General features: G+C 26.3%; 16 protein-coding genes. 5 read left to right on the plus strand and 11 right to left on the minus strand.

Annotated elements, in window-relative coordinates; translation table 11 throughout:
- Positions 1-25: 25 nt before the first annotated feature.
- The 5 genes from EG57_RS0203875 to EG57_RS0203895 all read right to left on the minus strand — a co-directional run bounded on the left by EG57_RS0203875 (position 26) and on the right by EG57_RS0203895 (position 3624).
- A complete protein-coding gene (locus tag EG57_RS0203875) occupies positions 26-1291 on the minus strand; it encodes an MFS transporter (protein WP_032075976.1) in 1266 nt (421 codons plus the stop codon).
- Between the two features lie 37 nt (positions 1292-1328).
- A complete protein-coding gene (locus EG57_RS0203880; protein ID WP_032075977.1) occupies positions 1329-1580 on the minus strand; it encodes a hypothetical protein in 252 nt (83 codons plus the stop codon).
- A 12-nt stretch (positions 1581-1592) separates the two neighbouring features.
- Entirely contained in the window at positions 1593-1982 is a 390-nt protein-coding gene (locus EG57_RS0203885; RefSeq protein WP_032075978.1) for an SHOCT-like domain-containing protein, read from the minus strand.
- Positions 1983-2071: 89 nt separating this feature from the next.
- The gene (locus EG57_RS0203890) at positions 2072-2434 is read right to left on the minus strand and encodes a DUF2089 domain-containing protein (protein WP_032075979.1); all 363 of its coding nucleotides are present in this window, start codon (positions 2432-2434) and stop codon (positions 2072-2074) included.
- Positions 2435-2679: 245 nt separating this feature from the next.
- Positions 2680-3624 (minus strand): 4Fe-4S double cluster binding domain-containing protein, encoded by a 945-nt coding sequence (locus EG57_RS0203895; RefSeq protein WP_032075980.1) that lies wholly within the window; start codon positions 3622-3624, stop codon positions 2680-2682.
- 131 nt (positions 3625-3755) lie between these two features.
- Here EG57_RS0203895 and EG57_RS0203900 point away from each other — a divergent pair, with 131 nt between their 5' ends.
- Positions 3756-4310, plus strand: a complete 555-nt coding sequence (locus tag EG57_RS0203900) for a CGNR zinc finger domain-containing protein (protein WP_032075981.1) — start codon at positions 3756-3758, stop codon at positions 4308-4310.
- Between the two features lie 136 nt (positions 4311-4446).
- Here the strand turns inward: EG57_RS0203900 and EG57_RS0203905 are convergent, their stop codons facing one another.
- On the minus strand, positions 4447-4881 hold the full coding sequence (locus EG57_RS0203905; protein ID WP_032075982.1) for a shikimate kinase: 435 nt from the start codon (positions 4879-4881) through the stop codon (positions 4447-4449).
- Between the two features lie 782 nt (positions 4882-5663).
- Between EG57_RS0203905 and EG57_RS0203910 the strand changes: the two genes are divergently transcribed.
- The 3 genes from EG57_RS0203910 to EG57_RS0203920 all read left to right on the plus strand — a co-directional run bounded on the left by EG57_RS0203910 (position 5664) and on the right by EG57_RS0203920 (position 8819).
- Positions 5664-6347 (plus strand): DUF3298 and DUF4163 domain-containing protein, encoded by a 684-nt coding sequence (locus tag EG57_RS0203910; protein ID WP_032075983.1) that lies wholly within the window; start codon positions 5664-5666, stop codon positions 6345-6347.
- Positions 6348-6587: 240 nt separating this feature from the next.
- The gene (locus tag EG57_RS0203915) at positions 6588-6950 is read left to right on the plus strand and encodes a BlaI/MecI/CopY family transcriptional regulator (RefSeq protein WP_032075984.1); all 363 of its coding nucleotides are present in this window, start codon (positions 6588-6590) and stop codon (positions 6948-6950) included.
- Between the two features lie 3 nt (positions 6951-6953).
- The gene (locus EG57_RS0203920) at positions 6954-8819 is read left to right on the plus strand and encodes a M56 family metallopeptidase (protein WP_032075985.1); all 1866 of its coding nucleotides are present in this window, start codon (positions 6954-6956) and stop codon (positions 8817-8819) included.
- A 137-nt stretch (positions 8820-8956) separates the two neighbouring features.
- Here the strand turns inward: EG57_RS0203920 and EG57_RS0203925 are convergent, their stop codons facing one another.
- The 5 genes from EG57_RS0203925 to EG57_RS0203945 all read right to left on the minus strand — a co-directional run bounded on the left by EG57_RS0203925 (position 8957) and on the right by EG57_RS0203945 (position 11897).
- Entirely contained in the window at positions 8957-9505 is a 549-nt protein-coding gene (locus EG57_RS0203925; protein ID WP_032075986.1) for a histidine phosphatase family protein, read from the minus strand.
- A 134-nt stretch (positions 9506-9639) separates the two neighbouring features.
- Positions 9640-10077, minus strand: a complete 438-nt coding sequence (locus EG57_RS0203930) for a MarR family winged helix-turn-helix transcriptional regulator (protein ID WP_029161942.1) — start codon at positions 10075-10077, stop codon at positions 9640-9642.
- 74 nt (positions 10078-10151) lie between these two features.
- The gene (locus EG57_RS0203935; protein WP_032075987.1) at positions 10152-10379 is read right to left on the minus strand and encodes a glutaredoxin domain-containing protein; all 228 of its coding nucleotides are present in this window, start codon (positions 10377-10379) and stop codon (positions 10152-10154) included.
- A gap of 21 nt (positions 10380-10400) precedes the next feature.
- Positions 10401-11324 (minus strand): NAD(P)/FAD-dependent oxidoreductase, encoded by a 924-nt coding sequence (locus tag EG57_RS0203940; protein WP_032075990.1) that lies wholly within the window; start codon positions 11322-11324, stop codon positions 10401-10403.
- Between the two features lie 27 nt (positions 11325-11351).
- Positions 11352-11897, minus strand: coding sequence for a glutathione peroxidase (locus EG57_RS0203945; protein WP_032075988.1), 546 nt, complete (start codon positions 11895-11897; stop codon positions 11352-11354).
- A gap of 184 nt (positions 11898-12081) precedes the next feature.
- Here EG57_RS0203945 and EG57_RS0203950 point away from each other — a divergent pair, with 184 nt between their 5' ends.
- Positions 12082-13782 carry a GH3 auxin-responsive promoter family protein gene (locus EG57_RS0203950; protein WP_108849472.1) on the plus strand — a complete coding sequence of 567 codons (1701 nt, stop codon included), beginning with the start codon at positions 12082-12084 and terminating at the stop codon, positions 13780-13782.
- Positions 13783-14106: the final 324 nt, after the last annotated feature.

Raw genomic sequence — 14106 nt, forward strand, 5'->3', positions numbered from 1 at the left:
CTTAAATTTTAGAAGTTATATAATTTTATGATTGGAATTTGAATACAGTAGGTTCATACACTTCTGCATTAGCCTTCATGATAAATGTAAAGCAAGCAATGAAAAATATTATTGTTACAATTAAAAGTACATACTGGTAAGAAAATTTACCAAGTACGAATCCATAAATTAATGATCCAAAGGGAACAGCTCCTTGGCAAAACACGCCAAGTATGGCAAAGAACCTTGCTCTCATTTCATTTGGAACCATTTTTTGAAGGTTTACATTTATAGGTGTATTTATTCCTGAATTGAACAATCCACATAGTAATATTACTATTGCTAATACTATAAATAATTTAAGGTTGTGTCCACCAAGATAGTTTATGGAATTTGGATATACTGAAAATGTAAGAATGAAAAGCATAGCTGCTTGAAGTAAAATTGCAAGTTTTATTACTATTTTTGTACTAAAGTTTTTTAAATAAATACCTATGGCTATATTTCCAAGAAGTATTCCAACAGTAAAACATGAAATTAAATAACCATATTGCTGTGAGTTAAAACCTACACACTTTTTCAATACATAGGGAAATACTATATCGAAGAATGGTGCAACAAGAAAATTAATTAGTAAGCAGAATAGGAATAGTTGGTTCAAAGCTTTATTTTTCTTTATAAAGTTAACTACACTGGCGTTTTCTATGAAGAATGATTTTAAAGTTATTTTTTCTTTTTCTACATTTAAGTTTTTATAAACTATCATAATTGAAGAAATTGCTGATAACATAAAAGATAAACCATTTAAACAAAATACTGTTTTTATTCCCCAAATTCCATAGATTATACCTCCAAGAGAAGGACCTATGATCATGGAAATTGCATCACTACTGCCTCTCAGGGACATAGCTTTCATAAGTTCTTCTTCTTTTATAAGTTCGGGAAGAATTGCAGTAGATGATGCTGAAAAAATACTATCCATAATAGAAATAAATATTTGTATTAAAAACAATGTATAAATATTTAAGCTGTTCCAAGAGGCTAAAATACCTAAAGTTAATATTAAAACTCCTCTTCCAATATCAGTTATTATCATAATAGTTTTTCTATTTTTTCTATCGCCTAAAATACCTGCAAATGGTAATGTAATTACATTAGGCAATAGATTAAGGGCAGAAAATATTCCCATCATAATTGCAGAGTGAGTTACATCTAATATATAAAGTGGTATTGCTATTTGCTGTATTCCAGTTCCAATATAGGATATAAATCTACCTAGCATATAAAATGATAAGTTTTTTTCAAGTTTCATTTTGTCTCCTCATATTAAAATTACTTTTTTAATTTATTTATAAAGTTATGGTAACATGGCTTCCATCTCTAGAGTGTACATCTACAATTTTTAAGCCTTTGTATTCTCTTAAGATGTCAATAGAACTTGAAAGTTCCTTCCAGTTAACCATATTTACATATTTTTTATCTTTTTCAGATATGTGTTTTTGAATAAATGGAGCATTTACAATTGAAATTCCAAATTTTAAAAGTACATTAGGTACAGGTAATGTAAATCCCATTTTACCCGATTTAATATATATTTTCATGATATATCCTCTCTATTCTATACTAACTTCTACTAAATCTCCATTTGCGCTTTTAACATCTACTATTTTTCCGGAAAGGTTATTGTCGATTGCATCAGAAATAAGATTTAAATCTAAATTTTCCATTCCTTTAATATTATCAGTTATTGGTATTTTACCTATGGTTTTGAGCATGGTTTTTATAAATTTAATTGGAAGATTAACATTTACATCGTCTCCATCGTGAGAAGTAACCTTTATTTTGAGCATTTTATTCATAATATCTGCATCATTTGAAATAGTTTTAAAAGTTTCAATGGATGTATTTTTAGGATTTAGTGATTCGATAAGCTGTTCTGCCTTTTCAGAAGTTATTTTACCTTCTTCTACCATTTTTAATATTTTTGATATTTCCTCATTCATTTTAAAATCTCCTTTTTATAATTTTTAAATTTTTTTAATATAATTATTTGCTTTCATAAGTAACAATGAAGTTACTTTTAATTAACATACTATTCATTTAGCATTTTAATTGCTTGATCTGGAGTTATTTCTCCTTTATCTAGCATATCTACTATTTTCTTTTTATCTACTGAAGGTTCCTTTGCCACTTTGTATCCAAGGGCAGTTATAACTTCATCTAATTTTGATCTTACTGTTGGATAGGAGATGCCAAGCTCTTTTTCAACATCTTTTATATTTCCTCTGTTCTTTAAAAATACTTCTATAAATTTCAGTTGTTCTCCTGAGAGGTATTCAAACTTTGACATTTCAAAATCATTTTCAATTACAGTATTACATTTAGAGCATTTTAGTTTTGAAATGAAAAGCTTAGAAGAACAAACAGGGCATTTACTAATAATCTTATAGGCCAAACTATCACTTCCTTTCCTGTGTTTATAATATATCACTTTAAATTAAATAAATCAATACTAAAATTAAAAAAATTAATTTTAATTTACTTATATTATAATATTATTAATATTATAATACATATATTGAAGTTTGAAATTAATATTATTAAGATATGAATTAACATTTTTAATTTGCTGTTTTGAAATTTAGTTGTTATAGAAGAGCTATAATTTTTTAAGTATAATACAGTTATCAATATATTATACTATTTATTATTTATTAGGATACTTAAATTACGAGCAAGTAAATTATAATCTTCTATAAAACTAATTAGTTCGAGTTTCTTGTAGGTTTCTCCTGGCAATTCTTTTAATGGAGTTTTGGATAGTATTTTCTTTGTTTCTAATTCACTAAATTCAGTAATATCTTTCACGTTCTTTATATGTTTTTTGTTTACAGGGCAAATAATTTGACAGCGAATACAACCTATTAAGCAATTATGCCATTTTAGATTTAAGCTTTTGGGGAAAGTTTCTTTGCTTTCATTTTGTAATGTTATGCATTTATTTGTATGAAGTAAAAATCTATCATCTGATATTGCACTAGTAGGGCAATTTTTTAAACATAAATCACAATTCTTACATGCATCCATAATGGTGCATTTTTGCCAGAAATCATTTTCACAGGGCATATCTGAGATATATGAACCAAGCCAATAAAAGCTGCTTTCACTATTTATATAACAAATATTATTCCTTCCATATGTACCTAAGCCACTTTTTACAGCTATAAGCTTGCAGGGGATATTTGCTTTAACTACTTTAAAATTTTCAGTGGAGAGTATTTTTTTAACAATTGTAGTTATTTCAGATATTTTTTTATGTTTTTCTTCAAATTCACTGCTTGAATTCAATAGATACATTGGGGGCATAATTACAGTATGATTTTTTGAATCTAATGTGAAATTTATTCTAGCTATTGGCTGAGGAACTGCTATAATTATAATGGATTTTGCTTCTAAGGAATTAATTGGAACATTATAGTTAAACTTGTTTATATATTTTCCTATATAAGTATTGACATCTTTATGAATTTGTTTTGTAGTTTCTAGTTCTAATTGAATTTCTTTTATGTGTTTAAAAGAAATAACTTGTGCTTTAAAACCATATTTTTGAATTTGATTTATAAAATCACTAGAGTAGTTTTGCATATACTTATACCTCTTTCCTTTTTTGTTATACATGATGTAACTATCATTTTTGTATAATATAGTTACAATGTTATAATAAATAATAACATTTATCTAAGTAACGGTCAATATAATTAATGGAGGTTATAAAAATGGAGCTTTTATGTATAGATTTTATTAATAGCCAATGGTACAAAACACATAAAGTTTTTAAAGAACTTTTAAAAGATGAAAAATGGTTTAAGAACTTTTGTTTAAAATGGAATTTATCAATTACTTATATGCCTAATAAAGAAATGATTGATACATTGTTAGGACTTAGAGAATTTTTAAGTTATGTTACAAATAATTTATGTACAAAAAAAACAATAGATTTAAAAGATATTAATAAAATAAATGAATATCTTAAAGCTTTTTCTTTTTATAAGATGATTGAAAAAGAAAAGGATAGTTTTTCTCTAAAAACTATTCCTGTTAAATCTGATTTGAGTTTTATTTTATTTGAAATTATTTCATCTTTTGCTGAATTGATAACAAAATATGATATACAACGAATTAAACTTTGTGAAAATCCCGAATGTGGGTGGATTTTTTATGATGAAAGCAGAAATCGTACAAGGAAGTGGTGTGATAATACTTGTGCAACACTTATAAAAGTTCGTAGATTTAGAGAAAATCAAAAACATATTCAAAGAAAAAGTAAGTAATAGAAAATAGGAATGTTATTTTAGAAATGTAGGTATGGGAATTGCAAAGTTAATCTATGAGATTATTATTAAGTAAAAGTTACTACAAGGTGTAGTTTAATATACATTGTAGTAACTTTTTTCTTTAAATATTGTATTAGCTACAAAGAGAACAAATATAATATACAACTTCATTAATATTATTATTATTAATTAAATGCAAATCACAACAGTTTTTGCAGCTTTTGTATTTTTCATGAAAATGTTCTTTAAGATTAAGAATTTCATTCTTTGGAAGAGGTCTATTATTAATGACTTCTTCATCCTCTATAATTTTTTCTACAGGTTTATCTATGAAAATTACGACTGCATTTTCTTTCATAGAAAAATTTTTCTTTAATACATCCACTTCGGTGGAAATTATAGAACATTGTCCACTTGAAGTATTTGGAAGTTTACATAAAGATTTATCTGTACCTTCATTTATATCAATAAATTTGAACCCAAGCTTTTTAGATAAAATTTTACCTATAGTAGTTTTTTCAGAACCAGGCATGCCTATTAAAATTATATTTTTATTTAATTCTCCCATTACAATATCTCTCCTTTATAAATAAATTTTATTTAATTCTTAAACAGTGAAATGAAATCCATGATTTAGTGGTAGTGATTTACTATTAGATATATAATCAAAAATTTCTTGCGCGCTGTAGAGATTTTTAATTACATAGTAGCTAATTGATGTATTTTGCATAAAATTAGGTAAAAAAATAAGGCTATAATGAGCCTTATTGCGTAAATCAAATTTATAATCTTATACGTATAGAGGGTTTTTATACGAGATAAATTTTGACTTATTAAACTCATTGAAAATTGGAATAAATATTTTTTTGCAGAAAAAATAACCAGCGCTAAAATAAAAGTAACCCCAGCTAAAATAAAAATAATATTTTCCGCTTATTCCCTTTCCAATGATATTTTTCATAATTTTATCCCCCTAAATATTTTTTCTATAGACGAATTCTATAGATTATTGGTATAAATTCTATTTATATGTATTATATCATCTACTTTTCTTATGTCAATACAAAATTTTATAATTAACACTAATTTTTTGATTGATTTGTGATAATGTCTTAGTATACCATTTGCGATTATGTCCCAAATAAATAAAAAATAATGTTAAAATATAGCTCATAAAAATAATACATAAATAAGGTGGACATAATTAGAAGGGTAAAATTAAATATGAAAGAAGGTTTTAAATATAAAGTTACAATAGTATTACAAAAAAACACATATAGGTAATACATAGTTATATCATTTGACTATAAAGAATAAATATATATATAATGTGTTTTTTAAGGAGTAAGAATGTTTTATTTTAGTTATCCTGATAATTTTAACGATTTTTTTGATTATAAAAATGTCACTCATAATTATAGAAATTTTAGGAAAGCTATAAATTTAAAAACTCAAAATTTAATGCCTCCCAAATTTAAAATTTCATATCCAGTAATTGATAATGCAAATTCTGAGAAGGGTATAACAAAAGTTAATAATACAATTACAGATGAAGTAGATAAGCTTTTTAGGATTCAAGTATTACGTCCTGAAATTATAGATTTTCAAGAGGTACTGGGAACTTATGAAGTAACTTTAAATAAAAATGGTATTTTAAGTATACTTTTTGATTTGTATGTTTATGAAAAAAGAGCAGCTCATGGGTTTACTTTATATTCTTCTGTAACAGTCAATGTAGAGAATGGTGAGCTTTATAGCTTTAATGACTTATTTAATCCTAAAATGTACTATATTCCTATTCTCAATAAATTAGCAGAAAAATATATTAAAGAAAATAATATTTTACTAATAAATAAGTATAACGGCATAACCAGAGAACAACAATATTACTTAACGAACAATAGTTTAGTATTATATTATCAAGTTTATGAATATACACCTTATGTTTATGGTTTATTTAAAATAGAAATTCCATATGATGAAATAAGAAATATAATAGGGCCAATGGGACCTATACCTAAAATTTTATCTTGATTAACGAAAATGGGCACAAAATATAATAAATGAATTATAAATCTAATTTTATTTAGAAGTATTAATAGTAAAAACATGTATAGTATGAAATGATAATTAAATATAAAAAATAAAATCAACTGTAAATGAAATTGAAAGTTGCTTCATTTACAGTTATTTTTATTTAATTGACATAATTGGTCTATAATGATAGACTTATCTTAATAAGATGGTCTACTGTTATAGATCAAGGAGGTTGCTATGGATAAATTTAATCTTTGCGAGAGTGAATATCGTTTTGCAAGTATTGTTTGGGAAAATGAGCCTTTAGGATCAGGAAAGCTTGTAGAGCTTTGCAGCGAAAAGCTTGGATGGAAAAAGTCTACAACATATACAGTTTTGAAAAAATTATGTCAGAAAGAAATATTACAGAATCAAAATTCAATTGTTACTTCTGTTGTAAAGAAAGAACAAATACAGAAATTTGAAAGCGAACAATTCTTAGAGAAAAATTTCGGAGGATCATTACCTAAGTTTATTACAAGTTTTATGAGTGATAAAAAATTATCTAAAGATGATGCAGATTACCTGAAAAAGCTTATAGACAATTATAAGGAGGAGTAACACATGGAGCATTATTTACAAAACTTATTTTTTACAGTGCTTAATATGAACATAACTGCCAGCTGTGTTATTTTATTTGTTGTGATTGTAAGATTATTTTTGAAAAAAGCTCCAAAGATATTTTCCTATAGTCTTTGGATAGTGGTAATGTTTCGACTAATGAGTCCTTTTTCCTTTTGTTCTGCAATTAGTTTTTTAAAACCTATTTTTGATACTCCTAAAAAAATACAATACATTCCTTTAAATGTAGGCAATATAGCACAACCTAAAGTACAAACAGACATAAGTGGGATTAGTGTAATAATTAATAAATCTGTTCCTTCACCATCAGTTAGTACTGGAATAAACCAAATAGAGGTCACTTTATTCATACTTTCAATAATATGGTTTTTAGGTATTCTTATTATGGTTAGTTATGGAATTATATGCTATATAATGTTAAAAAAGAAAGTTAGCTGTGCCATGTTAGTTCATGATGATGCTTTTGAGTGTGAAAAAATTAAAACTCCATTTGTTCTTGGAATTATAAAGCCTAAAATTTATTTACCAATAGGCTTAGTAGAAGAGGAAAAGAAATACATTTTAAAACATGAACAAATTCATATAAAACGATTTGATTATATTATAAAACTTTTTGCTTTTTTGCTTTTGTGCATTCATTGGTTTAACCCACTTGTATGGATGAGTTTTATACTTATGAGTAATGATATGGAAATGTCTTGTGATGAAAAGGTAATTGAAGAACTTGGTAATGAAATAAAAAAGGAGTATAGTAGATCTCTTTTGTCTATGGCAGTGGAAAGAAAGTTTATAAGTGGCAGTTCACTTGCATTTGGAGAGAATAATATAAAAAGGCGTATTAAAAATGTGTTGAAATATAAACAGCCAGCTTTTTGGATTTTATGTGTAGGAGTAGTTGTAATTGTTGTTGTAAGTATGACACTTGTTTCTAATCCAATTGATAAGAAGGTTAACATAGAAGCATCTTTAAAGGATGAAAAGTTACAAAAAGAGCTAAACATAGAGGATAAAAATGAAGTTTTAAAGAGAGTGCACTCTAGCTTTGAAGATAGTATAAAAACTATTTTGTCATCTCCACTTAATTCATCTAATCCAGATGAACATATTTCAGCTCATAGAATGGAGTATGATAGTATTTTAAGAGCTGGAAGGGATGCAGAAAATTACATGCTGTCACAATTTAAAGAAGGTAATGTTAAAAATGATTTGCGTGGTCAGATTATAATGAGGCTTTGTAAAGATTGGTTAGGTTCAAGGAATAATGTGCAAGATAAAAACTTATTACCTACAGAATGGTACTCTAAGCTGCAACTAGTAGACGAAATTACATTGCCTGATTTTTCCTATGACGGTACGGATCCTATTGAAAAACTGGTGTATAAAACTGAAATAGAGAAAAATCAAGGAATAAAAAGTGATTTAAGCTTTCTTGTTGTAGCACCTCATATTCATGGGGTTTATAAACAGGGAAATAAACTAAAAGTAGTTGTTACTAATTTCGCTGCCACATATGGTTTTTATGGTAAAACTTTAAGTGAGCAGTGTGGATCTATAGATCCAACTGCAATTACTTATGTTAAAAATTCAGATGGCAGTTACAAATTGGATAAATATGAACAGGCAAAGGATGGTGATGAATGTGGTCCATCAATTGAAAAGTTTTGCACTATGCCTGTATCAAGGAAAAAAATAAAAGGCCTCTCAGATAAAATTTTTAAATATGGTAGTGATAGCAATAAGGATATAGGTAAGTTACAGCGAGATAATTTAATTAAACATCTAAAAGCAAATGGTCAAACAGGTATATCAATAAGAGAAGTTTCAGGTGAAATAGTTCCATTAACATAGTATACAATTCTTGATTTTCCTCTGTGAAAATATATATTGTCAGTAACAAAAACTAATTTAAACGACTAAAGTTCTAAGATATACTAGGCTAAAGTCGTTTAAATTAGACTAGTTGAGAGTGGAAGAATACTATTAAATTAACTAAGTGAGTCATTTTCCATAACATACAATTTTCCATTTCTAGCTTTTATAAAGTTATGTCCTTTAAATCCTTTTCTTCTAAGTATTTTTCTTATTTCATATAATGCTCCAGCATGACTTACAATTAGAATATCTTTATCTTTATCTTTTTGTTGTAATATTTCATCAACTATTTCATTAAGTCTTTTTAAAGTTTTTGTTCTACCTTCAGGTTGTGAAATGTGATTTCTAAACCAAGCAATTCTATTTATAAATGTCCAAAAATAATAGGGGAGTGGAAGCTTGGTATTTATTATTGCTGTAAAGGATATTTCTACTAGTTTGTTTGTTACTATTATATTTCCATGATATATAGTTTTTGCAGTGGTAATAGCTCTTTCCATACTACTGCAGTAACATTTATCCCAAATTTTATCTATGACTAATTCGTTAGGAATAACTCTTGTTTCTTCATATTTGTTCATGTATTCGTTATATGTTTTCGATGACATAAAAGAATTTCTTTTTAAATCTACTTTAAAGTGTCTTACAAGTCCTATTTTCATGTTAATTCCCCATTCTATATAAATATTTCAATTTATATAGTTTGCAGAATTAAAAATACTATTCATAATTAAGTAGTAAATAAGAATATTTAAAGTATAACAAAAGCATAGGATTCTAAATAATGAATAGAATCCTATGCTTTTTCATCTAAATTATTTAATAAGTTTTTTAGTTTATCCTTTAAGTTTGAGGCTTCTTCTATGGAAATGCCTGTACTGCAAAACATTTTTTTTGGTATTTCCAAAGCTTCATCTCGCATATTTACACCTTTATCAGTTAATTTAATATATACATTTCTTTCATCATGAGTATCTCTTAATCTTTCTAATAATTTCATATTTTCAAGTTTTTTTAATAAAGGTGTAAGGGTTCCAGAATCTAAGTGAAGCTTTTTTCCAAGCTCTTTTACAGTTATGTTGTCATGTTCCCAAAGTACTAGTAAAGTAATATATTGAGTATAAGTTATACCAAATTTATCAAGAAGTGGTTTGTAAATTCTAGTTACTTCTTTGGCACAAGCATATAGTGCAAAACATAATTGATTATCCAATTTTAATGATTCATAATTCATATATTATCACAACCTTGCAAATTAATAATGATGTAAAATATTTTCTATAACATTTTACATCATTATTAGGAAGTTTACAAATTTAAGTATTCATCTATTTTATCTTTATCAAATCCAACAACTATATTGCCATTTATATTTATTGTTGGCACATTTTGTTGCTTTGATATTTCAAGCAATTCTTTTCTTCCATCTATATCTTTTTCAACATTTATATCTATATAATCTATTCCTTTAGTGCTAAGATAAGCTTTTGCCTTTTTACACCAAGGGCAATCAGACATTGAATATACTTTTACCATAAAATCACCTCATTTTTAAAATTAATACTCATTTTTTATATATTTTTCTGCCATTAATGCAGCTGTTGTACCATCACTTACAGCTGTTGTTAATTGTCTAAAAGGTTTAGTTCGAACATCACCAGCTGCAAAAACACCTTTTATATTAGTTTCACAAGTTTCACTTGCTTCAATGTTACCAGAGCTATTCAAATTTAAATAATCTTTATATAAATCAGTTCTAGGAGCTACTCCTATATATACAAAGATACCATCTAAATCTAATTTGTAAGTTTCTTTTTCATTTTCAATAAGAACAGCTTCTAATTTATTATCTCCAATTGCATGTTGTATTTTAGAATTCCATAAAATTTCCACTTTTTTGTTGTCAAATAATTCTTGTTGATTTTTTTTATCTGCCCGTAAGTAATTTCTTTTATGGATCAATGTTATTTTTTTGGCATATTTAGATAAAAAGTTAGCGGCTTGAACTGCTGAATTTCCACCACCTACAACTGCAATATGTTTTCCTTCATATAAGTGTCCATCGCATAGTTCACAATAATGAATTCCTTTTCCGTGGAAATTTTTTTCTTCAGATATTGGTAATTCTCTTTTTTTAGCTCCTGCTGCTATTATTACTGCTTTAGGTTTATATATATAGCTTTTAGTTTCAATAATTTTTTCGTTATTTGTAAGTTTTACAGATACTATTTTATCAAATTCATCTATTTCCACACCATAGTTTATAGCTTGATTTTGAATTTTATCAATTAAGTCTGATCCACTGATGGAAATAAAGCCAGGATAATTTTCAACTGTATATGCATCTTTTATTTGTCCACCAACTAATTCATCTTCAAGAATTAAAGTTTTAAGTTTAAGTCTTGCTGCATAAATAGCTGCTGTTAGGCCTGCTGGTCCTGAGCCTATTATTAAAAGATCTAGTTTTTTTTCTTTTTTAATCATTGTATCACCTGCTTAGTTAACTTTTTATAATAGTTTTTCTATTTCAGAAACCATAGCTAAAGGTTCAGTTGTAGGCTCAAATCTACCAACTACATTACCTTCTTTATCTACTAAAAATTTAGTAAAGTTCCATTTTATAGAGTTGCCTATCAAATATTCAGGAAATTGTTCCTTTAAAAAGTTATATAATATTTGTCCACCTGGATGATTTAAGTCTAAGCCTTTAAAAGGAATTTCTTCACTTAAGTATTTAAATAAGGGATGTGCTGAAGCACCTCGTACATTTATTTTTTCAAATAGTGGGAATGATACACCATAGTTAAGCTGACAGAAGTTTTTAACTTCTTTATTATTTCCAGGCTCCTGTTCAGCAAATTGATTGCAAGGAAAACCCAATATTTCAAGACCTTGCTTATTATATTCGTTATAAAGTTTTTCTAAGTCTGCATATTGAGGTGTAAATCCACATTTGCTTGCAGTATTTGCTATTATTAATACCTTTCCTTTATATTTTTCAAGAGATATTTCCTCTCCATCTATTCCTATAACTTTGTAATCATAAATTGACATAAATTTTTCCTCCTTTTATTCCAATAAAAATATTTTATAAAATTATTTTGTATACAATTAAATTGCGTACAATTATTCTGTAATTTAAATTTATCATGAAAATTAAACTTTGTCAATAGTAATTATTAATTAAAATTATAAAATAACAACATTCTAATTTTTTTCATATATTAATTATAGAAAAATGTTTAGGAAGTGCGTTATTACGAGTATAATAAGCAAAATATTATATAAGATTTCCATAGAAGGTGGAGGAGCAGTTAAAAGAAGTTTTGATAGAGAGACTAAAAATTCTAGAGAAGTAAATGAAAAAGTATTGTTTAAAATATTAAAGTTAAATTGCAAAAGTGAAATTGGAATTAAGCTTGGGTTTAAGGATATCAAGTCTATAGATAGTTTTAAAACTCAAGTTCCATTAACAGAATATCCATATTATGAAAACTATATAGAACGAATGGCAAATGGAGACAAAAAGGTTTTGATAGGTGATGATATTGAATATTTTGGTCATACTTCTGGAACTACAGGTAAACAAAAGTTAATTCCCGTAACTAAAAGGAGTAGAAAGATTGCATCAAAGTATATGGCACTGCTTATTAATAAATATTCCTATGATAATTTTAAAGAAAATTGGAATTATGGGAAAGGGTTAATGATAGCTGATATGGTTATGACAACATACACTAGGGCAGGAATTCCTATATGTTCTGCTACTTCTGGAGGAATGAATGGTATAAAACGTATACTGCCTTATTTATACACTTCGCCAATAGAGGTAATGAAAATAAAAGATAGAGAAACTGCTCTGTATCTTCATTTGTTATTTGCATTAAGAGAAGTTGGACTTTTGTATATAGGCGGAGTTTTTATTTCTAATATATTGGATTTGTTTAGGGTATTAGAAAGTAAATACGAAAGTTTAGTAAGAGATATAAGAAGGGGACGTATAAGTAATAATTTGGATATTGATGAAAATACTAGGTGGAAATTAAATAAACTTCTTTCACCTAATGCAGGTAGGGCGTATCAGTTAGAATGTGAGTTTAAGAAAGGTTTTAAGGGTATAAGCAAAAGAATATGGCCTGATTTGTTATATATTATAACAGTAACTGGAGCAAATTTCTCTATATATGATGAAAAAGTAAATTATTACACTAATTCACTCACTATCTATTCTCCAGGTTATGCTGCCACTGAAGCTATGATTGGAATTAATCCTTATGTAAATAAAATACGATATATAATTATTCCAGATACTGTTTTTTATGAATTTATTTTAGTTGAAAATGGAAAATCAAATATTAATCATACCTTTTGCTTAGATGAATTAAAAATAGGGAAAAAATATGAGATAGTGATTACTAATTATGCAGGACTTTATAGATACAGAATAGGTGATGTTATTAAGGTAGTTGGTTTTTATAATAATTGTCCAGAGGTTGAATTTTTATATAGAAAAAATCAAGTACTTAATATGTCAGCAGAAAAGACCAATGAAGGACATTTAGCCAATTCAATAAGAAATACCATGAGAAATTTGAATTTGAACTTAGTTGATTATAGCACAATACCTGATAATTCAGTTACTCCTGGAAAGTACATTTTTTATTTTGAATTTGAAGATTTTATTCCTGATTATAAAGTTCAGTTAATAGAAAAAACTTTAGACAGTGAACTTAGAAAGTCAAATTTAGCTTATGATAGAGCTAGAAACAATAGAAGATTGGATAAATTAAAGGTAATACTTTTAAAACCAAATACCTTTAATTTGGTAAGAGAAGCTTTATTCAATAAAGGAATATCTAAGAATCAAATTAAAATTCCAAGAGTTATAATTGATAATAAAACTATATTAGATGTTGTTAATAAAAATATTTGTAGATAGACTTTTATTTAATGAAGCTTATGATTTTTTACTTTCTAGATTAAGAAATTTATAATAAGTAAATATTTTGATGAAATTTTAGAGGATAGACTTGTCGAAATTAAAAAACATAAAAAATAGATTAAAAACAGGTAAAACTTTTAATTTAGAAAGTTTACCTTTATTTTTTATGGGAATAACAATGAATGCACACAAAACAGTGAATATTACAGTATAAGTAGTATACACTATATATTGAAAAGTATATATTAAATATTATATAATATATCACTAGTGTTTAATTTTTAGAAAATATTTCAATTGACATCTTTATTATAATCGTTT

It is taken from the genome of Clostridium drakei (genome assembly GCF_000633595.2).
Taxonomy (GTDB): Bacteria; Bacillota; Clostridia; order Clostridiales; family Clostridiaceae; genus Clostridium_AM; species Clostridium_AM drakei.

Coding starts and splice junctions, on each gene's coding strand:
- EG57_RS0203875 (WP_032075976.1), bottom strand. CDS start 1,291: ATGAAACTTGAAAAAAACTTATCATTTTATATGCTAGGTAGATTTATA.
- EG57_RS0203880 (WP_032075977.1), bottom strand. CDS start 1,580: ATGAAAATATATATTAAATCGGGTAAAATGGGATTTACATTACCTGTA.
- EG57_RS0203885 (WP_032075978.1), bottom strand. CDS start 1,982: ATGAATGAGGAAATATCAAAAATATTAAAAATGGTAGAAGAAGGTAAA.
- EG57_RS0203895 (WP_032075980.1), bottom strand. CDS start 3,624: ATGCAAAACTACTCTAGTGATTTTATAAATCAAATTCAAAAATATGGT.
- EG57_RS0203900 (WP_032075981.1), top strand. CDS start 3,756: ATGGAGCTTTTATGTATAGATTTTATTAATAGCCAATGGTACAAAACA.
- EG57_RS0203905 (WP_032075982.1), bottom strand. CDS start 4,881: ATGGGAGAATTAAATAAAAATATAATTTTAATAGGCATGCCTGGTTCT.
- EG57_RS0203910 (WP_032075983.1), top strand. CDS start 5,664: ATGTTTTATTTTAGTTATCCTGATAATTTTAACGATTTTTTTGATTAT.
- EG57_RS0203915 (WP_032075984.1), top strand. CDS start 6,588: ATGGATAAATTTAATCTTTGCGAGAGTGAATATCGTTTTGCAAGTATT.
- EG57_RS0203920 (WP_032075985.1), top strand. CDS start 6,954: ATGGAGCATTATTTACAAAACTTATTTTTTACAGTGCTTAATATGAAC.
- EG57_RS0203925 (WP_032075986.1), bottom strand. CDS start 9,505: ATGAAAATAGGACTTGTAAGACACTTTAAAGTAGATTTAAAAAGAAAT.
- EG57_RS0203930 (WP_029161942.1), bottom strand. CDS start 10,077: ATGAATTATGAATCATTAAAATTGGATAATCAATTATGTTTTGCACTA.
- EG57_RS0203935 (WP_032075987.1), bottom strand. CDS start 10,379: ATGGTAAAAGTATATTCAATGTCTGATTGCCCTTGGTGTAAAAAGGCA.
- EG57_RS0203945 (WP_032075988.1), bottom strand. CDS start 11,897: ATGTCAATTTATGATTACAAAGTTATAGGAATAGATGGAGAGGAAATA.
- EG57_RS0203950 (WP_108849472.1), top strand. CDS start 12,082: ATGTTTAGGAAGTGCGTTATTACGAGTATAATAAGCAAAATATTATAT.